The 26,129-nt window shown below is 61.3% G+C and carries 13 protein-coding genes and 1 pseudogene; 10 read left to right on the top strand and 4 right to left on the bottom strand.

What is annotated here, in order from left to right; genetic code table 11:
- Positions 1-14: 14 nt before the first annotated feature.
- Entirely contained in the window at positions 15-1,034 is a 1,020-nt protein-coding gene (locus MJP36_RS24480) for an alpha/beta fold hydrolase (RefSeq protein ID WP_060754445.1), read from the bottom strand.
- Positions 1,035-1,233: 199 nt separating this feature from the next.
- On the opposite strand from MJP36_RS24480, the gene MJP36_RS24485 reads away from it, so the two are divergent.
- Positions 1,234-6,840, top strand: a complete 5,607-nt coding sequence (locus MJP36_RS24485) for a dermonecrotic toxin domain-containing protein (protein ID WP_244384179.1) — start codon at positions 1,234-1,236, stop codon at positions 6,838-6,840.
- 91 nt (positions 6,841-6,931) lie between these two features.
- The gene (gene metR / locus MJP36_RS24490; RefSeq protein WP_034096103.1) at positions 6,932-7,849 is read left to right on the top strand and encodes a transcriptional regulator MetR; all 918 of its coding nucleotides are present in this window, start codon (positions 6,932-6,934) and stop codon (positions 7,847-7,849) included.
- Positions 7,850-7,875: 26 nt separating this feature from the next.
- Here the strand turns inward: metR and MJP36_RS24495 are convergent, their stop codons facing one another.
- The 3 genes from MJP36_RS24495 to nosR are packed head-to-tail and all read right to left on the bottom strand — an operon-like array spanning position 7,876 to position 10,099.
- Positions 7,876-8,382 carry a GNAT family N-acetyltransferase gene (locus MJP36_RS24495; RefSeq protein WP_244384180.1) on the bottom strand — a complete coding sequence of 169 codons (507 nt, stop codon included), beginning with the start codon at positions 8,380-8,382 and terminating at the stop codon, positions 7,876-7,878.
- The gene (locus MJP36_RS24500; RefSeq protein ID WP_060754448.1) at positions 8,379-8,789 is read right to left on the bottom strand and encodes an NUDIX hydrolase; all 411 of its coding nucleotides are present in this window, start codon (positions 8,787-8,789) and stop codon (positions 8,379-8,381) included. Before MJP36_RS24500 ends, MJP36_RS24495 begins: the two co-directional genes overlap by 4 nt.
- Positions 8,789-10,099 carry a response regulator c-di-GMP phosphodiesterase, NosR family gene (nosR, locus tag MJP36_RS24505; protein ID WP_244384181.1) on the bottom strand — a complete coding sequence of 437 codons (1,311 nt, stop codon included), beginning with the start codon at positions 10,097-10,099 and terminating at the stop codon, positions 8,789-8,791. Before nosR ends, MJP36_RS24500 begins: the two co-directional genes overlap by 1 nt.
- A 253-nt stretch (positions 10,100-10,352) precedes the next feature.
- Between nosR and MJP36_RS24510 the strand changes: the two genes are divergently transcribed.
- The 8 genes and pseudogenes from MJP36_RS24510 (at position 10,353) to MJP36_RS24545 (ending at position 26,112) form a co-directional block, all read left to right on the top strand.
- Entirely contained in the window at positions 10,353-12,227 is a 1,875-nt protein-coding gene (locus tag MJP36_RS24510; RefSeq protein WP_244384182.1) for a GGDEF and EAL domain-containing protein, read from the top strand.
- A gap of 21 nt (positions 12,228-12,248) precedes the next feature.
- Complete coding sequence (locus MJP36_RS24515; RefSeq protein ID WP_412047591.1) at positions 12,249-13,211, top strand: cytochrome-c peroxidase; 963 nt, start codon at positions 12,249-12,251, stop codon at positions 13,209-13,211.
- Complete coding sequence (locus MJP36_RS24520) at positions 13,208-15,022, top strand: DAHL domain-containing protein (RefSeq protein WP_244384183.1); 1,815 nt, start codon at positions 13,208-13,210, stop codon at positions 15,020-15,022. Before MJP36_RS24515 ends, MJP36_RS24520 begins: the two co-directional genes overlap by 4 nt.
- Entirely contained in the window at positions 15,019-16,398 is a 1,380-nt protein-coding gene (locus MJP36_RS24525; protein WP_104995628.1) for an ATP-binding protein, read from the top strand. The genes MJP36_RS24520 and MJP36_RS24525 overlap by 4 nt, the downstream gene beginning before the upstream one ends.
- Positions 16,399-16,452: 54 nt before the next feature.
- Positions 16,453-16,639 (top strand): annotated as a pseudogene (locus MJP36_RS24530) (LuxR C-terminal-related transcriptional regulator); the annotation flags it as partial.
- On the top strand, positions 16,636-18,255 hold the full coding sequence (locus MJP36_RS24535) for an FMN-binding glutamate synthase family protein (RefSeq protein ID WP_104995627.1): 1,620 nt from the start codon (positions 16,636-16,638) through the stop codon (positions 18,253-18,255). The pseudogene MJP36_RS24530 and the gene MJP36_RS24535, both read left to right, overlap by 4 nt.
- A 165-nt stretch (positions 18,256-18,420) precedes the next feature.
- Positions 18,421-19,551, top strand: coding sequence for an OpgC family protein (locus MJP36_RS24540; RefSeq protein WP_244384185.1), 1,131 nt, complete (start codon positions 18,421-18,423; stop codon positions 19,549-19,551).
- Positions 19,552-19,659: 108 nt separating this feature from the next.
- Entirely contained in the window at positions 19,660-26,112 is a 6,453-nt protein-coding gene (locus tag MJP36_RS24545; protein ID WP_244384187.1) for an NEL-type E3 ubiquitin ligase domain-containing protein, read from the top strand.
- The last annotated feature ends 17 nt before the right edge of the window (positions 26,113-26,129 follow it).

Raw genomic sequence — 26,129 nt, forward strand, 5'->3', positions numbered from 1 at the left:
ACCATACACCAAGTTCACAGCACCTTCGAAGACTCACCCAGGTCAATCTGCGCCCAGTGCGCGACGTCTTCGCGATGGGCTTGCAGGTAGGGCAGCACCGCCGTCAGCAGCGGTGCCTTGAACGCTTCCTGGAATCGATGGGCCATGCCCGGAATCAGCTTCAGTTGGCTGCCCTGGATATGCGCGGCCAGGTGCACGCCGTGCATCACCGGCAACAAGGGATCGGCGGTGCCATGCACCACCAGTGTCGGGACCCGCAGCTGGTTGAGCAACGGCACGCGGCTTGGCTCGGCGAGGATTGCCATGATCTGGCGCTTCACGCCGTCCGGGTTGAAGGCACGGTCATAGGACAGTGCCGCCTGATGCAGTAATACCTGACGATCATCTTTCACCTGCGGGCTGCCCAGGGCCGCGAGCAGATCCGCCTGCTGCTCCAGCGCCACCTCGCGATTGGGTGCGCTGCGCCGCGACAACAATTGCACCAGCGCCGCACTCGGCGCCGGCAGGCCCTCGGCGCCTGAGCTGGTCATCACCAACGTCAGGCTTTCCACCCGCTGCGGCGCCATCGCCGCCAGGTGCTGGGCGATCATGCCGCCCATGCTCACGCCCAGCACGTGGAATTGCCGGATCTGCAAGGCATCCATCAAACCCAGCGCATCATCGGCCATATCCGTCAGCGTGTAAGGCGTCGCTACCGGCAGGCCGAGCTTGTAGCGCAGCACTTCGAAGGTCAGGTTGGCGCTGGCCGGGGCCTGGCGCCAGGTGGACAGGCCGACGTCACGGTTGTCGTAGCGAATCACCCGGAACCCCTGCTCACACAGGGCCACCACCACTTCATCCGGCCAATGGATCAACTGCCCGCCCAGCCCCATCACCAGCAGCAACGCAGGATCCGACGCCCGCCCGATACTTTGGTAGGCGATGCTGACTGTTTCCAGGTCGACCGTTTGGGTCGGGACATTGACATCACATCGAGAAGCCGCAAAAGACGGCAGGCCGAACAAGAGAGCGGCCAGTAGAAAAAACACGCGCATGAAAAACACCGAAACGCAGAACCCCAGTAGAGCGCGAGTCTGATGAAGTTTGTTCAAGCGCGCTGCCACACTTCCATGACAGTTTGATGAAGAGTGCCCAGCGGTCAGGTCTACACATGTAGCGCCAACTCGCCGGAGCAGGTGCGTTCAATGGGCGGATGCCGGAAGCCATCGGCCTTTTGCCCAAGGAACCCCCATCATGCCCGACCTATCTGCGCCAGCACTCGCTGACCTGCCACTGCCGACTTTTACCCCTTCACATACGACCCTGGCGTTGAACCAGGACGAGAACCTGCTGCTGCGCGCCGAACAACGCTTGCGTGATTGCCGCAGGGACATGCTCGAACTGATGAGCCACGCGCCGACACTGCGAGCGACCATCCATGACACGCTCCAGCAACACCTGGGCCTGGACGGCGCCCAGGTAGGGCTGCAAACCCCATCCGAGGGCGAGCACGCGGCCGGCCGCTGTTCCCTGACCGACGCTTGCGCGTTTCTCCTCAAGTACCCGGCCACTGACACCACGACACTGAGTGACGTGCAGGTATTACATCTGCCCGCCAACCATCCACTGGCCAAGCTGACGACGCCGCAACTGTTGGAGCAGGTCCGCCGCCTGGATATCCGCGCCGCCCTCACCCAGGCCTGGAACCGCTATTGGGCGGGCCGGGCACCGCAGACCCCGATCAGCCGACGCCAACGTGCCGCACAGTTGTATCGCGAGCATTTCGAGGCGACGGGCTTGTGGCTCAAGGCTCAAGACATTGAGCGGGCGACCCCGCTCACACCGCTGTTCGTACTGCTTGAGTCGTCGGACGACACGCCGTCAGTGAACGAGCAGAAAATATTCACCGAACAGCTGATGCTCAAACATTCCGACGCCAGCCTGCATGCACTGCCCGGCGCCTGGGTGGTCACACTGGATGGGGAACAACCCGTCAGCCAGCTTTTATATGTGCCGTTTCACCAACCGGCCTGGCAGGTCTTCAGCCAACGTGCCGGGATGGAGCGTTGGCTGCTGGAGCACCAGCGCGAACTGTTCGGTACTGAAGCCCCCCTGGCGACCCTCCACTACCGGCTCCAGACACAGCCCTTGGCCAACGGCATCGAGCAATGGCTGGCCTGGCTGGTCGACGCGCAATGGCAGAGCCTGGGCAGCGCGCCGCAGCACCCGGTTTTCCGCGATGGAGCCCCCCTGGCGCTGTTGCACAGTGACGAACTGGACTTGCTGCGACGCACCCGCCCGCTGTTCTCGGCGGCAGCGCCCAGGCAAACGCCGTCGGCCGAAGAAATCGAGCTGGATTCACCGCCACCCTTTGGTTGGCTGGGCGCCGACCTTGACCCCAGCCACCGCCGGGCGATGATCCGGCAACAACGCCTGGCCCTGGAAACCCTGCAAGGCGATGAACCTCGCATGAACGCCTTCAAGCAAGCCCTCGCAGAACTCACTGCCCAGCAATTGGCGGCAGACGCCGCCGCTGTGACGATGCTGGAAAGGCGGCCATTGGATACCACGACCCTCAATATTCAGTACACAGCGCTGTATACCGCCAGGCGCGAAGGTTTGAGAGCCGAGGCCAGGCTGCAACGCAGCCTTGAGCAAATCAACCCACACGAACTGACCCGCCTGGAAACGGTGCTCGACCAGCCGCTGCGCGCCGCGCGCAACGAGGACGCGTGCGTGGCCGCGCTATGGCTGTCGATCACCCGCCAGAACAACGCCACGACCACCGTCACCACCACCGAACTCAAAGGCCCGCTGGTCTTCACCTGTGCGCTTGCGCTGACCGACCCACCTGACACTCTTCATAGCCTGTTGCTGTACTGGCCCGGCACCGGCGGCGGCTTGCAGCGGTTCGACTCGTGCCAGGCCCTGGCCGCATCGGTATTACGCCTGATGCCCGAGGAACAGGCGCTTTCCATGCAGCTCAAGGAGCTGACCGTCGACCCGCTCGACTACAGCCTCAACCTGCAACACGTCGCGTTCGAGGAGCAGGCCGCGCAGATACGTTCGGATCATCCGGCACCACCCCACGGCCGCCGACGTGCGGCTGAACTGGAAAAACTGCACCTGCAGACACTTCACAGCCTGCGCGTGCCGCTGCACGAAGCCCGGGACCTGGCCTGCTTGCAGGTGCTCGAACAAGACAACAGCGCCCATCTGGCCGAACAACTCCCCGATTGGCTGCGCAGCCTTACCGCGCAACAACGTGCAAGCCTCAAACCGTTGATGCAGGCTTACCTGCCGGCGATCGAACAGGCACAACAATTATTCGACCAGTCCCTGCCCGCGCGTGGCGACTTTGTGCGGCGACACATCGATGCGCGCCTGCGCAAGGACTTCGCCCTTGAGCAAGGGTTTTCCATCGCCGTGGAACTGCCGGACTCTGTCCAACAGCAGCGCGACATCATCCCCGGCGGCAATATCGGCGGCACACCGACACGCCTGGTGGATGTTCCCAGTCGCGCACGCAGCAGCCTGTCCCTGGAACAACTGGCATTGGCCAACATTGACAGCACGCTGAGCCTGCGCCTGGGTTTTATGCGCGCAATCGTGACCAGCGACGCCGCCGAGGAAGTCCGTGCCTTGCAGGCCGGACTCAGCGCCGACTACCTGAGCAAGATGGTGCGGGACCTCAACCTGGCGAAGAAATATGAAGACCATATCTACGCCACGTTCAGAGGGCACCCGGATGAATCGACCTTTGAACAGCAGTACCGCCGTGAAGTGCTGATCAAACCCTGGCGCCTGCTGTTGCAGCTGCAAGGGCGCTACGCCGTGCTGCAAAACCAGCTGACGGAAACGGACCTGCAACTGCTCGACATCGCCATCGATGCCGACACCGCCACGGCCTGGGACTCAGGGTCACGGCGCATCCGCCTGCTGCCGGCCCACCTCGCGACGGGAGGGCGTGATACCCGTGACGAGCAGCCGATCACCTTGTCGGGCATCACCTTCATTCACGACGCAGCGAGCGGCTTGACCTTGTTGTACCTGCCCGACGCACCTGACGAACGTTTTTTCCGTCGCTACGACAGCCTGGACCAGGCGCGCAAGGGCCTGTTCGATCTGTGCCGGCTGGACAAGATGGTGCAGTACGTCGCCGGCCATGCGATCAAGGGCGATGTCCGTGCGCATATCCAGCGGATCGACCAGGCCCAGCAAAAACACTTTACGGGCATGATCGGCGCGGGCGAACGTTGGCCGGTCACCACCTCACTGTCGGCACATCTGCTGGATGCGCACATGGGGCGGCTGATCGAGGCCAACCGCAATGATGCCCGCTCCAACGAAGACCTTGCGCTGGAACGCTATGCGCTGCAAAGCGGGCACCTGTTCAACGGGATCAAGATCGCCTTGGGGTTCGTGCCTTTCGTGGGTACGGCGGTGTCGCTGGTGGATGGTGTCACCCAACTGGCCGGTGCCGTCGATGCGTTCCGCCAAGGGGAAACGCATGCCGGCATTGAACAGCTGGCGTCAGTGTTCGAATGCCTGTTGTTCGCGGCCATGGATATTGTGCCGATGGCCGCCGTGCCGTCGGTGCGGGCCGATGCGGCGCGCCGGTTGATGCGCTTGCGACAATCGGCCCATGCCGGCGTCAGCAGCGGCGCCTGGCGCTCCCTGGCATCGCACAGCCGGGCAAGCATCCTGACGCGGTTCGACGGTTATGCGTATGAAAAACCGCTTTCACTGGCGGGCCTGCAACCGGGCAAACAGGGCATTTATCGCCAGGTCTATCGCCACCCCGCAGGTGACTTCATCCTCAACCACGGCCAGATCTTCCAGGTGGAGTTCGACAAGGCTTATCAAACCCTGCGACTGAGCGGCACGCGTAAAAAGTCCTATAAGCAGCCCATCGGGCTGGACGAGAACGGCCAATGGGATACCCATGGCGCGCTCTACGGCACCTTGGTGGATGGCGGGCTGCCGGGGGGCGGCAACGTGCTGGGCGCCGTGGCCGACCGCCTCGACCCGCTGTGGCCGGCGATGATTCGCCAATGGCTGCCGCGCTGGTGGACCGACCATGCCTTGCGCCAGCAGCGCAGGCTGATATCTCGGATCGGGACGGCGTTGCAGTTGATAGACGCCAGCAGCGCAGAACTCAATCGACTGCTGCCGCGCTACCACGCGGATGATCTCTCTGTTATCCCGGCGCTGGAACGCGCCATGGACAGCCTCACCGCGCAGGCGCTGAAAATGGATGAGGAGCTGGTGGCTATCTCACGCTACCTGCGAGGGAATCGCAGCCAAATGCTGAGAAAATCGCGCAGCGATGTGGCCGATAACGTGTGCCAGTGCGCGCAATTGCAAGTGCGGGTTGCCCTGCAACAAGTCCTGAAATATTCCGATGAAGCCGCCGCCCTCAACACCCGTCTTCAGGCCATGCCCTTTGATCAGGTGTCCGCCAGGCAAGCCCTCAGGGCACAGATCCGGGACTTGGATATCCAGGTATTCGACTGCTACCAGCGAACCGACGCCGCAGTTGAACTGATGAACCAATGGCTGCCCCTGGGCCCTGGAATCAATCGAAAAACCCTGGCCACCGCTGCCGAAGCCATCAACCGGCGTTATTCGGAATTTGAACGCGCGCGCTTCAAGACCGAGGCATTGACCGATCTCATCGCGCATCGCAAACCTGGGCACGACATCGCCTGGCACTACCTGCAGGGGCCGCTGAAAAACGCCGAGAACGCCTTGATACAGGCGCTGTACCTGCAACGTCATCTGCTCGAGGCAAGCCCCAACCCCAGCCAGCGCAACCGCATCTTGCAGCACTGCATCAGCACCTACGAAACCTATCAGCGCCAGCTGAACAGTTGGACGGCCGGTGTACCGCAGCTGTTTGATGACACCTATGTCGCGCAGATGCACCAACAGCTCAGCGCCCTGCGCACACGCGCCGAAAAAGCCCTGACCACCGTCACGCCCAAGACCACGGGCTCACCCGGCAAACGCGTGTTCGAGACCGACGACAACCTGCTGCTGATTGGTGACGCCGATAAAACCTCAGCCCCGCAAAAACCGCGCTACACCCTCACGGGTAAACGGGGCGAGGAGCATGTCTGGGAACAAGGCAGCGACGGCAAATTCCGCCGCGTCGATGCAGCGAGCCCGACGGCATGGCAACCCACCCCCCGCGATCTGAACGCCTTGACCCAGGACGCCAAGAATCGTCTGCAGAACCTTGCCGCCCACCAGGCCCGAGTCGACGGCTACAGGCGCCAGAAAATGCTCCCGGCGGACCTTGAGTTCATGATGACCAGCGAGGCAGATACCCTCGACCTGCAAGCCCGTCACCTCGCAGAGTTGGCGGGAGATTCGGCATTGGTCCGGCAACTGCGCCAAAAGGCCACCGACCTGCGCGAGCAAGGCCGGCGGCTGCGGATCAACCAGTCAATCAGCAGCCAGACACCGACCGAGGGCTACCTGGACTATCTGCTCAGTCAGCAGCTGGACGACAAACCGATTGTCGATATCCGCAAGACCGGTGCCCTGGAGGACCTGGGACGGCGCCAGGATGGCCGGCCGGATTTCATGCAGGAATTTGAAATCCGCGATGTCCGCCAGGCCACGCCCAAGCCGCTGTGGTACGCGCACTTTCACTACGAGTCGGCCACGCCCAAGCAACTCGATGTCTTTGTCAAAGGCCACCTCAAATTGCCGGCCCAGCGTCGCCTCGGGCTGAAATGGCAACAGACTCAAGCCCGCGACGGGGCAACGGGCGACGTGGCGATCTGGCGGGGCGACATTAATAAACCACTGGCAAGGCAGCATTTCCAGACGGCGTGGGATGGATTGCTCTAGTCGCCGCCGCGCACCGGCTTGTCCGCAAAGGGAACATGAGACAAACTCAACTTAATTAATGTGTTGGCAAGTTTTACTCATGGAGGCCCTGGTGCTGGAAATTCGTCACCTCAAGACCCTGCACGCTTTGCGCGAAGCCGACAGCCTGGTGGAAGCCGCCGAGCGCCTGCACCTGACGCAATCGGCACTGTCCCACCAGTTCAAGGAACTGGAAGAACGCCTGGGCATGCCACTGTTCGTGCGCAAGACCAAGCCGCTGCGTTTCACCAGCGCCGGCCTGCGCCTGCTGCAATTGGCCGACGCCACCCTGCCCTTGCTGCGCGGTGCCGAGCGCGATATCGCACGGTTGGCCGGCGGCACCGCCGGGCGTCTGCACATGGCGATCGAGTGCCATAGCTGCTTCCAGTGGCTGATGCCGACCATCGACCAGTTCCGCGACGCCTGGCCGGAAGTCGAGCTGGACCTGGCCTCGGGTTTCGCTTTCGCCCCGCTGCCGGCCCTGGCCCGTGGCGATCTGGACCTGGTGGTGACCTCCGACCCGCTGGAACTGCCGGGCATCACTTATGTACCGCTGTTCACCTACGAAGCCATGCTGGCGGTCGCCAACCAGCATGCGTTGGCGAACAAGTCCTATATCGTGCCGGAAGACCTGCTCAGCGAAACCCTGATCACCTATCCGGTGGAGCGTGACCGCCTGGATATTTTCACGCGTTTTCTGGAACCGGCCGACGTCGAACCGGCCCAGGTGCGCACCTCGGAATTGACGGTGATGATGATGCAGTTGGTGGCCAGCGGCCGTGGTGTCTGCGGCATGCCCCATTGGGCGCTGCATGAGTACAGCTCGCGGGGTTACGTGAAGGCCAAGCGCCTGGGCGAGAAAGGTTTGTTTGCGACGCTGTATGCCGGGATTCGCGCCGACATGCTGGATGCGCCGTATATGCGCGACTTCTTGCTGACGGCCAAGGACACTTCGTTTTCGACGCTGGATGGGGTCAGCGCGGTTCGATAAACGACGCAGAGCAGCACCGTGGCTGATCACTGACCTTTCAATTCACGCCACATGTGAATTTTGTCGAAATACTCGATGCCCACCCGCACCGCCAACGGCTCCAGGCCGTATTGGATAAACCCGCACCGCTGGTACAACGCCAAGGCTGCATCGTTGCCGGCGGTGACGGTCAGTTGAATAACTTTGAGGCCGGGCTGGCGGCGTGCGTCATCGAGCGCCGCTTCCATCAATTTACGGCCAAGCCCCTGCTGCTGATGCGCCGCGCTCACGTACATACCGAACAGGGTCACTTTGTGCCGAGCCTTCTCGCGGGGTTCAAAGGCCAGGCCGACAATCCCGGCCAGCTCATCACCGTCGAACCCACCCAGCAACCGATCCAGCGGGCTGGAAAGGCGCTTTTCCCACCAGCTCGACGGCATCGCTGCACGCTCGGCCACGCTGGAGGTGAACGCCTGTGGATAGGCGCCGTAGGCCTCCAGCATCAACTCGCGATACGCGGTGGCGTCGCCGGCCACCAGCGGGCGAATCTTCATGCCGTCAGCGACTGGCGATAGAACGGCAGGATCAGGTCACGCGTCAACGGCGCCAAGTGCAGGCCACCGTCGCCCATGGGGTCGATCCAGCGCACTTCCTCGATTTCCGCAGCGGGCACCACCGCCACGTCGATGTGCACCTGGAACAACTCGGCGTGCACGGTAAAACCTGGCTCATTGGCGGCCGGGGCCGAGAAGTGGCCGAGGTAAAGGGCCTGGCTGGGGTCGATGTGCAAGTTGAGTTCTTCGTGCAGCTCGCGGGCCAGGGCCTGGGCCGGTTGTTCCCCGGCGTCGATCTTGCCGCCCGGTTGCATGAATGCCTGGGTGCCGCGCTTACGCACCAGCAAGGTCTGGCCGTCGCGGCCGATCAGGAGGGCGGCAGCAATACGAATGGTTGAAAGGCTCATTAAAGAATGGGGGTCTCTTCGGGTAGTTTGATAAATACGCTGTATTTGGCGCCTTCCATCGCTTCGAACGCGATCAGCTTTTCCACCAGCGGCAGGTTCAACACCTTGCCGGCGTTGAGCAGCAGCATGCCGTTATCGGCATTGAGGTTGCGCGCCAGGACCATGCCGGCTTCCAGATCCCGGGTGGAAAGGACTTTGACGCTGGGGTCGCCCAGGGTCACATCGCTCAAAAAAGTGGCGCAGGCTTTGACGAAGTCTTCGACCAGTGCCGGATCGTACAGGCGCCCGGCATACTTGCGGATATACAGCAGCGCTTCGTCGCTGTTCAGATACCGCTCAAGGATCAAGCCCTTTTGCAACTCGATAAAGTCCACTGCCAGCTTCAGCAGGCGTGAGCCGTACGGAATCGCCTCCTCCTTGAGATGGTCGGGAAAACCCGTACCGTCCCAGCGCTCCTGGTGATGCCGAATGAGCCGCGCCGCATCCTTCATCGGCTCCAGGGTCATCAATAGCGACTCGCTTTGCGTCGGGTACGCGCGATACAACTCACGGTCGGTGCTGTGCAGCCTGTCCGACGGCGCAACCATCATGCCGTCGGTCCAGCTCAGCTTGCCGATGTTGTACAACGCAGCGGCCATCGTCAGGTCGCGGGTACTGGCTTCATCCATCGACTGGGCGGCGCAATACACCCGAATCAGCTCGATCAAGGCGCGGTTGGTCTGCTTGTCCTTGGGCAGGCGCAAGTTGGCCAGCAGCGAGAACACCTCAGTGCCCGTCACGTAGCTGCGCTTGAGCTCTTCGTAGGCCAGGTCGAGCATGTCGGCGGTCTGTTGCAACTCGGAAGTGCGCGCCGCCACGCGTTTTTCCAGTGTGCTGTTAAGCACCTTGAGCTGCTCATTCTGCTGCCGGGTCAAGCGCTCCAGGCGCTGGTGCTCAAGGCATTGATTGAGGACCAACTGCAATTCGTCGTCATTCCAGGGCTTGCTGATGTAGCGGTGAATCTGGCCCTCGTTGATCGCCTTGATGATGGTTGCCACATCGGCATAACCCGTCAACAAAATGCGGCTGGTGGCGGGATACAAACGATGCACTTCGGCCAGGAGCTGCGCGCCGTCCATTCCGGGCATGCGCGCATCGCTCATCACCAGGTCGACGTGCCGCCCGGCCAGAATCTCCAGCGCCTGGGCACCACCGCCGGCCAGCAGTATTTCGTAGGGCTGAGTACGCAACAGGCGGCGCAAACTGTTGAGGATCGATTCTTCGTCGTCGACCAGCAAAACGACGGATTTCGTAGCGAGCTGTTCATCCATGGTGACTCTGCCTTCAAATAAAACAAAGTTGAGCTAAATTGAACCCTCGTGTCGTACCTTGCGCCTTCGCTTGTAGGCAAGGGGGACTCACGCTGCAGGTCATCGCGCGGCAATCGCGTTAATTTGACGCCAACTGGCCGTCGATATCAAGCGAGCTCGACTATGCTGTCAGAGCAACTCGCCCCCCACTCAGAGGTGAAGCCAAGGAAGGAGCCGTTATGCAATCGAGCCTTTTGCCTGTGCGGAGCGCGCCATGAACATCGACCCGGGACGGGCCAACCGTCGCATCCTGATCGTCGATGACACCGCCTCGATCCACGAGGACTTTCGCAAGATCCTCTGCGCCGAAGCAGAGGGCGAAAAGTCCCTGGACAGCCTCGAAGCAACGCTTTTCGGCACCTCCGCGCCCGTGCGCCAGGCGTTTGTGCTGGACTCGGCCTATCAGGGCCAGGAAGCCCTTGAGCTGGTGAACAAAGCCCTGGCGCAGCAATCCCCCTACGCCATGGCGTTTATCGATATGCGCATGCCTCCGGGCTGGGATGGCTTGCAAACCATCGAACAGCTATGGAACGTCGATCCCAAGCTGCAAATCGCGCTGTGTACCGCCTATTCCGATTACTCATTCGAGGCCATCGAAGCGCGGCTGAAGTACAACGACCAATTGCTGATCCTGAAAAAACCCTTTGATCACCTGGAAATCCGCCAGATGGCCAGTGCCCTCACCTGGAAATGGCAACTGGCCCAGGATGTCGCCCTGAAGATGATCGACCTGGAGCGCACCATCGAGGAACGGGTGCAGGAATTGCTCAAGGTCTCGCGCCTGTTGCAATACGACACGCTCACCGACCTGCCCAACAGCACATTGCTGGGGGACCGTCTGTCCCAGGCGATTGCCCTGGGCCGACGGCACGAGACCCAGCTGGCGGTGGTCTTTATCGGCCTGGACCGTTTCAAACGCGTCAACAATGCCTGGGGCTACCCGGTGGGCGATGAAGTGCTGCAACAGGTCAGCCAAAGCCTGCTGGAGGCCGTGCGGGAATCGGATTCGGTGTTCCGTTATGGCTCTGACCAGTTCGTGGTCCTGCTCAACGATGTCCAGAATCTCCAGCAAACCCAGCATATCGCGCAAAAATTTCTCAATGCCATCAGCGTGACCCGCCATGTGGCCGGGCATGACCTGAGCGTCACCGCCAGCCTGGGCATCAGCACTTACCCCAATGACAGCGGCTCGGCGGTGGAGTTGATCAAGCACGCTGAAACCGCCATGCACAACAGCAAGGAACTGGGGCCGAACGACTTCCGTTTTTACACTGAAGACATGAACCTGCGCGCGCAACGCCAACAGGGCCTGGAAAGTGCGATCCGCCAGGCACTGGAGCGTGATGAGTTTGTACTGCATTACCAACCGAAGCTGGATTTGAAGTCCGGGCACATCGTTGGCGCCGAAGCGTTGATCCGCTGGTTCCAGCCACGCTCCGGCTGGGTCAGCCCCGCCGAATTCATTCCGGTGGCCGAAGACTGCGGGCTGATCGTGCCCCTGACGAAATGGGTGCTGCGTCGCGCCTGCGAGCAGGCTCAAGCCTGGAACGCCCTGGGCCTGAACCCGCTGAGTATCTCGGTGAATATCTCCTCGATCGACTTCCGCCAGCGCGACTTCGTTGAGAACCTGGCCGCCATTCTCAAGCAGACCGGGCTGCCCCCGGCCCAGCTGGAACTGGAGATCACGGAAAGTGTGTTGATGCAGAGCGTCGACACCACCGTCATCACGTTGAACCGGATCAAAGCCATGGGTGTCCGTCTGGCCCTGGACGACTTCGGCACGGGCTATTCCAGCCTCAGCTACCTGCGGCGCTTCCCCATCGATGTGTTGAAAATCGACCAGTCATTCATTCGCGGCCTGATTGTGAACAATCAGGATGCGCAGTTGATCAGCGCGATCATCGGCATGGGCAAAAGCCTGGATTTGAACATTATCGCCGAAGGGGTAGAGTCCCTCGAACAGCTGAAATTCCTCCAGGCCGAGCGCTGCGAGGAAGGCCAGGGTTTCCTGTTCAGCAAGGCAGTGCCTGCGCAGGACTTCATCTTGTTGCTGCAGGCGGGCAAGACCAGCCTGATGCCCGATCATTAGTCGTTTGCAAGGAGTGCGCGATTGAAAGCAGTGTCAACCTACGGGCTTACCCTGGCGATATGGCTGGGCCTAGGCGCGCCGCTGATGGCCGCGCCGCTGGACGAAGCGCTCAAACCGCTGCCGCCGGTGCCCACCCTGGACCCGGCCAAAGTCGAGCTGGGCCGCCAACTGTTCAATGAGCCACGCCTGTCGGTGAATAACACATTGTCCTGCGCCAGCTGCCATCGCCTGGAAACCGGAGGGGCCGACAACAAGGCATTCTCCCTGGGCTTCGATGGCAAGCCGCTCGGTATCAACACGCCGACCGTGTTCAACGCCAGCCTGAACTTCAAACAGTTCTGGAATGGTCGGGTGGACACCCTGCAAGCCCAAGCCGAACACGTGGTCATCAACCCGACTGAAATGGGCAGCGACTGGAAAACCGTGGTGCAGAACTTGGCCGCCATGCCCCTCTACGCATCTGCATTTTCCAAGGCCTACCCGGATGGCGTCACCGCCGCCAACGTGCAAGACGCCCTGGCGACTTATGAACGTACGCTGCTCACCCCCAACTCTCGGTTCGATCAATATTTGCAGGGCAACACCGAGATTTTGACGATCCAGGAAAAGTACGGTTACCAGCGCTTCAAAGATTACGGCTGCATCGCCTGTCACCAGGGCGTGAACATCGGCGGCAACATGTTCCAGAAGTTCGGCGTGATGGGCGATTACTTCAAGGCCCGCGGCAACCCGCTCGAATCGGACCTGGGCCGTTACCTGGTGACCCAGGATGAAGAAGACCGTCACGTGTTCAAGGTGCCCAGCCTGCGCAATGTCGCGGTCACTGCGCCGTACTTCCACGACGGCTCGGCCAAGACCCTGGAGGACGCGGTGGATGTCATGTTCAAGTACCAACTGGGCCGCAACCCTTCCCAGGACGACAAAGACCTGATCATCCAGTTTCTCAAGACCCTGACCGGCCAATGGGAGGGTAAGCCACTATGACCCTGTCTCGCAGCCATACCAGCACCCTGCTGCTCACCCTGATGACCTTGGTTCTGGCCTCGATCCTGGTGTTTCTGTACCTCAAGTCAACCCGCGACCAGACCGCCACCTACACCCAGTCCCGGGACCTGATCCGGCAACTGCAGCAACTCAATGCCCAGTGGGACAGTGAGGTGCTCAAGGCCAGGATCTCCATTACCCGTAACTACGACCCGCTGGTCTCGCCTTTGCTGGAAATGACCCGGATATGGGCCGATCTGAAAAACCGTGAGTCTTACCACGACAGTCCCGACCTGGCTGGCTGGCAAGCCAGCCAGCAAGCCTACGAAGCCGCCCTCCAGGAAAAAGCCCGGCTGGTGGACCAGTTCAAATCCCACAACGCGGTGCTGCGCAATTCCCTCGCGTTCCTGCCGACCGCCGAAGACGATATCCAGGCCCAATTCAACCGCGTTGACGATGAAAGCAGGCTGCATGTACAAAGCGTGGCCACCGACACCTACGACCTGCTGCTCAGCAGCCTGGAGTTCGCCCAGGTCACCAGTGATGAGCGGGCGGCGGATATTCTGGTGGGCCTGGGCAAACTGGCGATCAACAAGGAAACCCTGCCCAGTGAGTTTCAGGCGCCAGTCGACATCCTGAGTAATCATATTGAGTTGATCCTGCGCGAGCAGCCGCTGGTCAATGGCCTGCTTGAGCGCATTGCCGCGGTCCCGGTGGCCGAAAGCCTGGAGAACCTGAGCACCCATCTCGACCAGGACCAGCAGGCGTCTGACCGGGTGGATCATCAGTACCATCGCTACCTGCTGATCTTCTCGACCCTGCTGGTGGTGATGCTGCTCTACCTGGCGGTGCGCCTGTTACGCAGTTTCGCCGAGGTCAACCGGGTCAACCGCGCCTTGCAGTCGGCCAACGAAACCTTGGAGCAACGCGTGGAACGGCGCACCCAACAGCTCAAGGATGCCCAGAGCGAGCTGATGGACAGCGCCCGCCAGGCCGGCATGGCCGAGATCGCCACCAACGTGCTGCATAACGTCGGCAACGTGCTCAACAGCGTGAATATCTCCGCCGACCTGGTCGCGCGCAAACTGCGCAGCAGCAAAGCCCAGGGCCTGGGCAAAGCCATGCAGTTGATCAATGAGCACCCGCACGATCTGGGCACCTTCCTGAGCGAAGACGAAAAAGGCAAGTTGCTGCCCAACTACTTGAACCAACTGGTGGACGCCATTGCCGTTGAACAGCAAGGCATGGCCGAAGAGCTGGCGCAACTGAGCAAAAGTGTCGATCACATCAAGGACATCGTTTCCACGCAGCAATCCTATGCCGGTGTCGCAACCCCACTGGAGCCGGTCCAGATCAGCACCCTGATGGAAGATGCCTTGCGCATGAACGCCGGCGCACTGAGCCGTCACCACGTCACGGTGGTCAAGGAGTTCGCGCCGGTACCGGAAGTGATGGGTGATAAACACCGGCTGCTGCTGATCATGGTCAACCTGATCAGCAACGCCAAGTACGCCATGTCCAACCTCAGCGACCGGCCACGGCAGATGACCCTCGCGGTCCGGACGCAGGGTGACGACATGCTGGAGATCAGTGTAAAAGATGAAGGCGAAGGTATACCGGCCGAAAACATGACGCGCATCTTCACCCACGGTTTCACGACCCGTAAGGAAGGCCATGGTTTCGGCCTGCACAGTTGCGCGCTGGCCGCCGTTGAGATGAACGGCCAACTCAGTGCCCACAGCGATGGGCCAGGCCAAGGCGCGGTCTTTACCCTGAAAATCCCTCTTACCCCTGCCGGAAGCCCCGCATGAACCAGCCTCCCAACCGGCGCATCCTGTTGATTGATGACACGCCGTCGATTCACGAAGACTTCCGTAAAATCCTGATGCCGCAGGATGACTCCAACCAGGCGCTGGATGACATGGAATCAGCGTTGTTTGGCGACACGAGTAAACCCAAGACGCAGGCATTCGAGCTGCATTCGGCCTATGGCGGCGAAGAGGGCCTGGCGCTGCTGACAACGGCCATGGCCGAACAACGGCCCTACGCACTGGCCTTCGTCGACATGCGCATGCCCCAGGGCTGGGACGGGGCAAAGACCATCGAAGAACTCTGGAAAGTCGCTCCCGACCTGCAAGTGGTGGTCTGCACGGCCTATTCGGATTACTCCTGGGACACGCTGCTAGAGCGCCTGCACGCCCATGACCGTTTGCTGATCCTGAAAAAGCCCTTCGACAATATCGAAGTCCAGCAGATGGCCAATACCCTGGCCAACAAATGGGACATGGCCCGACGCGCCTCGCTGCAAACCGCCCATCTGGAACAGTTGGTGGAACAACGCACCCAGGCGCTGCAAGTGGAAATCGCCGAGCGCAAGCTCCTCGAAAGCCAGCTGGTGCAGTCCGAGAAACTCGCGTCGCTGGGGCAACTCGCAGCCGGTGTGGCGCATGAGATCAACAACCCGGTGGGTTTTATCTCCTCCAACCTCAGTACGCTCGATAGCTATTTCAACCAGCTGCAACAGATGCTGGACGCCTACCACCATGCCGAAAGCCAGCTGGCGCCGGGGGAAACGCTGGATCGGCTCAAGGCTTTACGCACCGAACTGGAGCTGGATTTTCTCAAGGAAGATGTCCCCATCCTCATCCGTGAATCCAAGGAAGGCATTGGCCGCGTGGTACAGATCGTCAAAGACCTGAAAAACTTTTCCCGGGTGGATAACGACCAGGCCTGGCAATTCGCCGACCTGCAGCACGGCATCGACTCCACGCTGAACATTGTCGCCAGCGAACTCAAATACAAGGCCGATGTGGTCAAGCATTACGCGCCCTTGCCGGAGATCGAATGCCTGGCCTCGCAACTCAACCAGGTGGTAATGAACCTGGTCATCAACGCGGCGCAGGCCATGGGGCCGGAGCGCGGCACGATCACCATCAGCAATGGGGTGGAAGGCGAAAACGTGTGGCTGGAAGTGGCGGACAACGGCTGTGGAATAGCCCCGGAAACCGTGCAGAAGATTTTCGATCCGTTCTTCACCACCAAGCCGGTGGGCGAAGGCACCGGGTTGGGACTGTCACTGTCCTACGGCATCGTCAAGAAACACCGGGGCGATATTTCCGTCAGCAGCGAAGTGGGCAAGGGGACGAAGTTTCGCGTGGTGCTGCCGATCCGGCAAACGGCGGCATAGAACGCGCCAAGATAACGGCGCTTCTCCTGACTGACGGGCATCAGGGCCTGCTATTTGATGCCCAGCGGTTGCTCCAGCAAGGAGATCGCTCGTAAGCTTCAAGGCTCTGTAAACCGTGAAAGTCCATAAGAAATACCCGTACAGCAGGCTGGGGAGCCAATCCCAGTCGCAGCTGTCGTCGATTTTTCTTCAGGCGCAAAACGCCTGGCCGATGAGTCCGAACCCAAGGAACCCCGTATGAGCCTGTCGTTACTAAGCCGTTACGCCTTCTTTGCCGTGTGCGTCATTTTCACCCTCGCCAGCCTCCCCTTTATCGAACACGAATGGTTGTGGCCGATTACCGTGATCACCGGCCTATTGAGCCTGATCGGTATTTTCGACCTGCTGCAAAGCCCCCACGCCGTGCGCCGCAACTACCCGATCCTGGGCAATATCCGTTATCTGGTGGAAACCATCCGCCCGGAAATACGCCAGTACCTGCTGGAGTCCGACAGCGACGCCCTGCCCTTCTCCCGGGCCCAGCGTTCGCTGGTGTACTCGCGCGCCAAGAACGAAACCGCCGACAAACCCTTCGGCACGCTGATCGATGTGTACCAGTCGGGCTTTGAATTCATCGGCCACTCCATGCGCCCGGCTCCGCTGAGCGACCCCAGCACCTTCCGCGTGATGGTCGGCGGCCCTCAGTGCACGCAGCCTTACTCGGCGTCGGTGTTCAATATCTCGGCGATGAGTTTCGGCTCCCTGAGCGCCAACGCGATCCGCGCCCTCAACCAGGGCGCCAAGCTCGGCAACTTCGCCCATGACACCGGTGAAGGCAGCATCAGCCCCTATCACCGTGAGAACGGCGGCGACCTGACCTGGGAACTGGGCAGCGGCTACTTTGGCTGCCGCACCAGCGACGGCCGCTTCGACCCGGAACGCTTCGCCCTGCAGGCGCAGAACCCGCAAGTGCGCATGATCGAAATCAAGATGAGCCAGGGCGCCAAGCCCGGCCATGGTGGGATCCTGCCCAAGCACAAGGTGACCAAAGAAATTGCCGAGACACGCGGCATCATGATGGGCGAGGACTGCGTCTCCCCCTCGCGCCACAGCGCATTCTCCACCCCCATCGAAATGATGCACTTCATCGCCCAACTGCGTGAGCTCTCCGGGGGCAAACCCGTGGGCTTCAAGTTCTGCCTCGGCCACCCGTGGGAATTCATGGGCATTGCCAAGGCCATGCTGGAAACCGGCATTCTCCCGGACTTCATCGTGGTCGACGGCAAGGAAGGCGGCACCGGCGCCGCGCCCGTGGAATTCACCGACCATATCGGCGTGCCGCTGCGTGAAGGCCTGTTGTTCGTGCATAACACCCTGGTGGGCCTGAACCTGCGCGACAAGATCAAGCTCGGTGCCAGCGGCAAGATCGTCAGCGCATTCGACATCGCAAGCGTCCTGGCCATCGGCGCCGATTGGGCCAACTCGGCGCGAGGCTTCATGTTCGCGATTGGCTGCATCCAGTCACAAAGCTGCCACACCAACAAATGCCCGACCGGCGTCGCCACCCAAGACCCGCTGCGCCAACGGGCACTGGTGGTGCCGGACAAGGCCCAGCGCGTATTCAACTTCCACCGCAGCACGCTCAAGGCACTGGCGGAAATGCTCGCGGCAGCGGGTCTCGAACACCCGTCGCAACTGTCGGCCAAACACCTGGTGCGACGCATGTCAGCGACAGAGATCAAGCTGTTCTCACAACTGCATGTGTTTCTCAAGCCTGGTGAGCTGCTGACGGGTGAGGTCAACGGCGAGTTCTATTCACGCATGTGGCAGATGGCGCGGGCGGATAGTTTTGAGCCCAATGACGTCGAGGCTGCGTGATATCCCCAAGGCCTGCCCGACATCGGGCAGGCTTTACATTCAGTAATAACCCGCTTTTGCAATCATTTACAAATCCCGCCACCCTGCGCCCGCCCGACGTGCGGCGTACGACAACACGCGCGCTCGCCTGTCTTCATTAAACCTATTGTTCAAGAGCCAGCCGCCATGCTGAACGGACGCGACCCGCGCATCGATTTTTTTCGGGGCCTGGCGTTGATCTTCATTTTCTGGGATCACGTCCCCCACAACCCACTCGGCCAGATCACCTTGCGCAACATCGGTTTCAGCGATGCGGCGGAGGTGTTTGTGTTCCTCGCCGGCTACGCTGCCGTATTGGCCTACGGCAAGATCCTGCAACGTGATGGCTACTGGTTCGCCTCGCTGAAAATCCTGCGCCGAGCCTGGGTGCTGTACGTGGTGCATATTTTCTTGTTGGCCATGCTGATGGGCATCGTGTTCTTCGCCAACAGCCATGTGGAGACCCGCGACCTGGTCCAGGAGATGGGCCTGACGCACTTCATCACCCATCCGCAACAGGCACTGACCGACGAGCTGCTGCTGCGCTTCAAGCCCAACCTGATGGACCCGTTGCCGCTCTACATCGTGCTGCTGGCCGGCCTGCCGCTGGTATTGCCGTTGATGCTGCGCCGGACTTGGGCCGTGGTGGCGCTGTCCGCCACGGTATATCTGCTGGCGCCCTGGATGGGCTGGAACCTGCGGGCGATTGCAGATGGCGTGTGGTATTTCAACCCGGTGACCTGGCAGTTCCTGTTTGTACTGGGCGGCGCGGCGGCGATCTACAGCCAGAGGCTTGAGCCCACTCAACCGCGACCGTTGTTGCAGCAACCCGTGTTTGTGCTGGCGGCGTTCTACGTGCTACTGGCCGGGGTTCTGACGTTGTCCTGGCGCTGGCCTCAGGTGCACGACGCCTGGGTGCCCGCCGCCCTCAGCGACCTGATCTACCCCATCAGCAAGACCGACCTGTCACCCGTGCGCCTGGTGCATTTCCTGGCCCTGGCCTACGTGACCGCCAAGCTGCTCCCGACCACCGGATGGACGCGCAACTGGCCGGCCGAACAGGTCTGCCGCATGGGCCGTTACTCGCTCGAAGTGTTTTGTCTCGGTGTGTTGCTGGCGCCGTTGGCAGACATGCTTAACGCACTCATGGGCGACACCCTGCTCATGCAATTACTCACTGCCATCACCGGCATGCTGCTGATGGGTGGCCTGGCCGCCTGGATGGAGTTCAACAAACGCCTGGACCAGCGGCCATTCGTCCACACCCTCGCACGGTAGCCGCGCCAATCGCCCCGTGCCGTTCACGCAAGCTATATAGGTAGCGCCAGCGAACGGTACGGGGATGCTTCCATTTGCCCTCCACTTAACAGTGAAAGGAAATGGTCGATGCCTACCCATCCATCGCTCAATGAATTGTCGGGCGAGCTGCAAACCAGCGAATCCTGGGCTCGCCAAGAAACCCTGGAAATGCTCCGCGAAACCTTCGCACGCTCCATGAGCAGCCTGAGCCATGAGCAACAACGCGACTACGTCAAGCTGCAACGCGAAGCCCACAAGGCCCTGCTGGCCGTGGATGCGCAAAACGCTACGTTGATCAGCGAGTTCAAGGCCAGCGGCTTGGCCCAATTACGCAGCCGCATCGGCGGCCAGGACCCCGAAAAGGCCTACCTGCACACCCGCTACCTGGAAGAGTTGCAAGCCCCCCTGCCCTGGGAACCGCGCACCAGTGCCATGAACGATGGGCGAGGTGCACGCCGCTTTCGTCGGGCCTACGATACGTGGAAATACCGTGCCCACCATTCCAGCCTGTCGCTGTGGGATGCGGCCTGTCTCAATTTCGACTTCACCACCAGTCAATCGCCCAAGGCGGGGCAAACCTTTGTCGATGCATCGTCGCTCAGTGGCGTGGACGACCCGGATCTGACCGTCGAAAAATTCATCCAGATCAGCCGCGACCTCGACCTCGGCGGCCAACTGCAAACCACCCTTAACAACGCCCTGCGCAAAGGCGGAAAACTTCACACTGTGCTGCTGGCCAGTGCGCGTTCCAGCCTGTCGTTCGAAACACTGGAGGCGTATCGCAACCGGGCCAGTACCGGCGTGACCCGTGAGCTCTACGATAAGCTCAGCCAGGCCATCGACGGCAGCGGCCCCGCGCTTGAATTCGAGACGTTCAGCATACGCACCGGCAAAACCATTGCAGTGCCCTTGCTGATGATCCGAGTGGCCAGCCTGGGCGTCGTCTCCTACTTTCCGTTCCGCCCCGACGGTGCCTTGCGCTATCACGTAGACGCCAACAGCGCCAACCAGACATTTGTGCAGCAACTCAAGGACAGCCACCGCAAGGGCGACCTGGGCTGGTTTGCAAGACAACTGCCCACCCCCGAACTGCGCGGGTTCCAGAAGTTACTCAAGGATGAACCGCGCCCGCCCGGCCTGAACCCGTTGGCGGGGTTCCTGTATGACACCTTTCATCGTCTGTTCCCCGAACGTACTCTCGACAGCCTGCGTTTTAGCGCCGACCCCAAGCAAAACCGCAAACACACCCTGGTCGAAGCCCTGACCCAGCGCCAGGTGAAACGCTACCGGGCCAACCTTTCAACCCTCGCCACCGCCCGTTCGGAGCGCGACCTGCAAGCGGTGATCGACGGTGCAGCGGCGATCGCCGATGAAATTCTGCAACTGCTGCTGACCCCCGTGCCAGGTGGCGTCAGCGGGTTGAACCGGGTCATGCAGGCGGTAGTGTTCGGTAGCCTTGGCTACAGCCTGATCACCGGCATCAACGAAGCGGCCAAAGGCGAAGCCAGTCAGTTCGCGGCGGCGCTGAGCGATGTGGCCGACCTTGCGGTCAACGGCTTGTTGATCACCACCGCCGGGCGTGTGCACCGGCAACGCCTGGAGCAGTTGATCCAGCGATTGGGCCAGCCACGCAAAGTCATGCGCAGCGACAGTACCTATGAACTGTGGACACCGGATATCCGCCCTTACGCGGTGCCGGACCAGAACCTCCTCGACGGCCAGCGCATCAGCCCACAAGGCACTTACATGATCAAGGGTCAGCAGTACGCCTGGCTCGAGCAAAACGGGCAACGGCAGGTAGTGGAGGTCGACTACGACGCCCGAGCCATGCGCTGGAAAATCAAGCACGGCGATGGCACCGCCTACGCCCCGACGATTGTCTTCGACCCGGCGCAACAGGTCTGGGTGCTGGACCTGCAAGATGCCCATACCCTCTCGGACCGCCAATTGACCGAGCGCATGCTGCCCAACGGCCCCCATGCGCTCACCGATGCCGATATGCACACGCTGCTGCGCAGTACGGCCACCACGCGCGCCATTCTGGACCGCGTGTGGTCGGGCAGCCCTGCCCCCATCACCCTGACTGAAGGGGTACGTCGCCTGCAGGCGGACCAGTTGATCAACCAACTGATCAACCACTTTCACCGGCGCGGACATTGGCCGCCGCATGCCGACAGCCTGGTACTGAGCCTGTTGACTCAACTGCCGGATTGGCCGGCGCAGGTGCTGATCGACGTGTACGACCCGTACGGCACGCCGCTCGAAAGCTACGCCAAAAGCGACCCACCGCCGGCCACATCACAGCGCATTACCCTCACGCGCCGCGATGACGGCACCTACAGCGCCTTGGGCGACACCGGCAGCGGCGCCGTGGCCCAGGAGCGCTTGTTTGAATTGATCCTGCGCGTGCAACCCGCCGCCTCGGTGCTGGGCAAAGAAGGCAGCCCCAACCTCACCGAAGCCCAGCGCATCGCCCGGATACGCCTGCAGATCAGTGAACTTGCGCGAGCGCGGCGAATCGACCTGTTCAGCGCCCTGACACGCTACTCAGGCTTTGCCCGCCATGAAATCGCAGCCACCGATACCGCCAGGGTGTTTGTGCCGGTCAGGGCCGCACGGCCGCGGGTGGAAGTCACCCCGGTGTTGAAAAAACTGCGTGACCTGTACCCCCCCTTGAGCTCGGCCAACCTTGATCAACTGCTGCGCGACCAGCACTTCAGCAGTACCGAACGGGCGCAGTTCCTGCAGGATGGCACGCTGCCCCATGTACTGCGTGAACACCTGGAAAACCATCGCACGGCCCTGCGCATCGACGCCGTGATCGATGGCTTGTACCACGCCAGGGCTTTTGATGCGGACACCGATCTATGGGCACGGGAGTTTGCCTCCAGCCTGATCCGCAACACCCTCAAGCGGCACTTTGTAATCACCGAGATAGACGACAAGCCGTATGCCAACAGTGGCCCGGATGACACCACCGTGGAGTTGCGGCACTACGGCAACGGCCATTACCAGGCCTATGACATGCGCAATGGGGGCCTGATCCCGGTGTCGCCGAGCGTCGACAGCTTCTACCTGGCAATCGGCTCAGTGCTGCAACCCCACGAACGGCTGAAACTGAGCATGACCTCAGACACCGATGCCCAGGGTTTGCGCAACACCCTTGGCGACCTGATGAGCACCCAACGCAGCCCCGAAGGCTACATCACCCTGCTCGATCAGTCGTTGGGCCAATACGCGCAAAGCGTGGTGCTGCCCGCCAACCTGTTACCCGACGCCCTGGGCCTCTACGAACTCGACGGGCAACAACTGCTGCCCCTGTATGGCTCGTTGTACCCGGTGACCTATGACCACACCCGGCTCAAATGGCGGCTCAAGCACCCGAAAAAAGTCGGTGTCGACACGCCCCGCCTGGAGCACAATCGTCGTGGCGCGTGGCGGCTTTCCAACGAAAACCCGTTGTCCTGGGACGACCACCACCTGTTCTATCGCCTCGGCAGCGAGGACTTCAACGTCGACCAAGCCACCGCGCAACACATCCTCAAGCTCACCGACACCCCGTCGCGGGCCTTGCGCGAAGTGCACAGCGCCGGCCTGGCTCCACCTCCGTTGCTGACCGATACCAGCAAGCGCTTTCGCATCGAGCACGAGATCCTGCACTTCATCCGCGCCATGACCACCTACACGGCCAACCGCAGTGCACGGACTTCGCTGCAATTGCTGTTGGTCAGCGCCTTGCCCGGATGGCCGCGCAGCCATGCCTTGGAAGTGGTCGACAGCCACGGCAAGGTGCTCGGACAGTACCCGAGCCAACTCAACCCCGACGCCGAGAAGATCCGCATCAGCGAGACCGACAGCCACGGCCCCGAGCCGCTGAAAAATATCGTATTGAACACCACCTTGATCGAGGCACTGCTCGGCGAACTGCCCGCGACCCAGCAGGAGCGATTGTTCAAACTGGCGAAGAAAATCGCCGAGCATGCTCATCAGGAACGCGCTCAGCTATTCGATATCCTCTACCGCCAGAGCGAACAGAGCGGCACTCGCCTGGAAAAGCGCTTGCAGAACCATCATCCGGCACTCCCCATCAGCGCGGCCAAGGCGATTCTGGAGCATGCCAGCCGCCAGGAACTCAAGCAGTTGCACGATCACGACGAGGTCGGCCTGCGCCTGGCAGAACAGGCGCGCCTGACCGCCCATGATGTGCGCCTGAACCGCGCCTTCGAAGGTTTGTACCTCACGACCCTGGCCAACCCCGACAGCGCAAAGATCATCCTGCATTTGCTCAAGAGCGTCCCCGGCTGGCCGGCGGCCCTGCGCCTGGATATCCACGCAGGTACGCCTAAAGGGCGCTTGCTGGAGCACGCCGGGATCCTCGACGGCAATGATCGTCGGGTTCTGGTGAAGATGGACAACGGCTATCGGGCCTACGACGGCATGGGCCAGGCGCTGGGAGAAACCACCGACCTGCTCGGGGGCGTCGCCGACCTGCTGTCCGAAACTGAGCGCCAAGCCCTGGGCATTGACGACAGCGGTGACTTGACCCCATTGCGGCACCGCCTCGCTGACCTCGCGCTGGGCCAGCGCGTGGCGATCAAGGCCCTGCTCGATCTGCCGCATATTCCGTACTGGCTGCAGCCGCCGATGGCGGTCAACAGTTCATTCACGGCCTACCCGTTTACCTTGAGCGACCTATGGCCGTTCCACGCCCGCCAGCCGGTGGATCTGGTCAGCAAGGTGCGCGAGATCTACCCCAGTTTCAGCGTGGCCAAGGCCAACGCCCTGATTGATGCACTGGGCATGAGCGAACCCGCCGCGTTACTCGAACTGGAGCGGCGCAAGGCCGAATACCAGACCTTGGATTACGGCCTCACCCGCTGGGCGGAGTCGCCCCACGCCAACGATGATCCCGCCACCGACCCCTTGGGCATGAACCTCGGCCAGCGGCGCTACCTGGCCGAACAGATCCGCAGCGCGTGGCGTCAGGAAACCCGCGTACTGTATGCCGACGGCCTGCTCGACGTGCACGTGCTCAAGCTGCAACTGGGCGACAACGACTTGCCCGACACCGATTTTCTCCTGGGCACCCAGGGCTTTGCGCATATCGATTACCTGCATATCGCCGCCGATAGCTTCCCGGCCACCGGTAATGCGTTTCTGAGCAAGTTCGCCAACCTCAAGTATCTGAAAATCGACTGCATGCTCACGGAGCTGCCCGCCAGCATCACCGCGATGACCCAGTTGGAACAGTTGTTCCTGGCGGACAACAACATCGTGCTGACCGACGAATCCCGGCAACGCCTGAGCACCCTGACCCGCCTGGAAGAACTGCACCTGGATAACAACCCATTGGGCCTGCCACCGGATATCAGCAGCATGCCGAGGCTGACGGTTCTGTCACTGCGCAATACCGGCCTCACTCAATGGCCAATAGGTGCCGAAACCCGCGACGACCTGGGTGCGTTGATGCTTCATGAAAACCGTATTACCACGCTTCCCGACGCGTTGTTCAACACCAGCATGGCCCGCACCAATCGCAATACGGTGTTGCACGACAACCCCTTGGACGCCGACACGCTAGAGCGGATAAACGACTACTACGCCCAGACCGGCGTCAGGCTGGGCGGCCCCTTGCCGGGCATCCAGCATCAACAGAACGTGCCGGCCGACTTGAATGATTGGCTTACCGGCATCCCTGCTGCCGAACACGCGGCCTGCAAAAAGCTGTGGGACCTATTGAAGAGCAACGAGGACGCGAGCTCCGATGACGCATTTCGCGTACTGAAGGACCTGACCAAGTCTTATGCCTATGTAAAGAACGAAACCTCGAAAAAAGCCCTGACCCAACGGGTGTGGCACCTGCTGAACGCCATGGGCGATTCCACCGAGTTACGTAACGACGTATTCCTCAACACCTACCTGGCAGGCACCTGTGGTGATGGGGCGATCCTGGCCTTTATCGATATGGAAATCCGCCACCTGCGCTACGTGGCCAAGGCGCAATCGAACATCGCCATAGCCGAACGCGAGCTGCTGGCCTTGGCGCAAAGCCTGTTCTACCTGCGCACACTCGACCAGTTCGCCGAGGACCATCTGAAATCACTGCGCGAGGCCCAGGTCGATCCTGACGATGCCGAGGTGAAGCTGTATTTGCGCATGAGCCTGGCAAAGGAGTTCAACCTGCCGGTGCATCAGGAAGAGCTGTTGTATTCGGCACGGGAGTGGGTCAAGTCCAGGGATATTGCCAATGCCCGGCAGAAGCTGCGGGACATCAGCAAGACCGACGCGCCGCAAACCTCTTTGTTGCAGGAAGACTTCTGGCTCGAATACCTCGCCCGCAGCTACCCGGAGCCTTTCAGCACCATTGACACCATCACCCGGCACCAGGTGAATGCGTTGAACCAGGCAGTGACGGACAAACGCTCAGACACCTACCTGGACCGGCGCCAGTCGATTACCGACCAGGAAACTGCCGAACGTGAACGCCTGATCCGTCAATTGACCCAGGCAGCACAACTGGCCAACCAGAGACGCAGCTAACGCCAGGGGAGCGAACT

The sequence above is a fragment of the Pseudomonas palleroniana genome, from assembly GCF_022836895.1.
Classification (GTDB): Bacteria; Pseudomonadota; Gammaproteobacteria; order Pseudomonadales; family Pseudomonadaceae; genus Aquipseudomonas; species Aquipseudomonas palleroniana.

What these genes read in the sequence shown, in the direction of transcription:
- MJP36_RS24495 (WP_244384180.1), bottom strand. Translation starts at nt 8,382, where the DNA reads ATGAAGATTCGCCCGCTGGTGGCCGGCGACGCCACCGCGTATCGCGAG.
- MJP36_RS24545 (WP_244384187.1), top strand. Translation starts at nt 19,660, where the DNA reads ATGCCTACCCATCCATCGCTCAATGAATTGTCGGGCGAGCTGCAAACC.
- MJP36_RS24535 (WP_104995627.1), top strand. Translation starts at nt 16,636, where the DNA reads ATGAGCCTGTCGTTACTAAGCCGTTACGCCTTCTTTGCCGTGTGCGTC.
- MJP36_RS24520 (WP_244384183.1), top strand. Translation starts at nt 13,208, where the DNA reads ATGACCCTGTCTCGCAGCCATACCAGCACCCTGCTGCTCACCCTGATG.
- MJP36_RS24525 (WP_104995628.1), top strand. Translation starts at nt 15,019, where the DNA reads ATGAACCAGCCTCCCAACCGGCGCATCCTGTTGATTGATGACACGCCG.
- MJP36_RS24480 (WP_060754445.1), bottom strand. Translation starts at nt 1,034, where the DNA reads ATGCGCGTGTTTTTTCTACTGGCCGCTCTCTTGTTCGGCCTGCCGTCT.
- MJP36_RS24485 (WP_244384179.1), top strand. Translation starts at nt 1,234, where the DNA reads ATGCCCGACCTATCTGCGCCAGCACTCGCTGACCTGCCACTGCCGACT.
- nosR (WP_244384181.1), bottom strand. Translation starts at nt 10,099, where the DNA reads ATGGATGAACAGCTCGCTACGAAATCCGTCGTTTTGCTGGTCGACGAC.
- MJP36_RS24540 (WP_244384185.1), top strand. Translation starts at nt 18,421, where the DNA reads ATGCTGAACGGACGCGACCCGCGCATCGATTTTTTTCGGGGCCTGGCG.
- MJP36_RS24500 (WP_060754448.1), bottom strand. Translation starts at nt 8,789, where the DNA reads ATGAGCCTTTCAACCATTCGTATTGCTGCCGCCCTCCTGATCGGCCGC.
- MJP36_RS24510 (WP_244384182.1), top strand. Translation starts at nt 10,353, where the DNA reads ATGAACATCGACCCGGGACGGGCCAACCGTCGCATCCTGATCGTCGAT.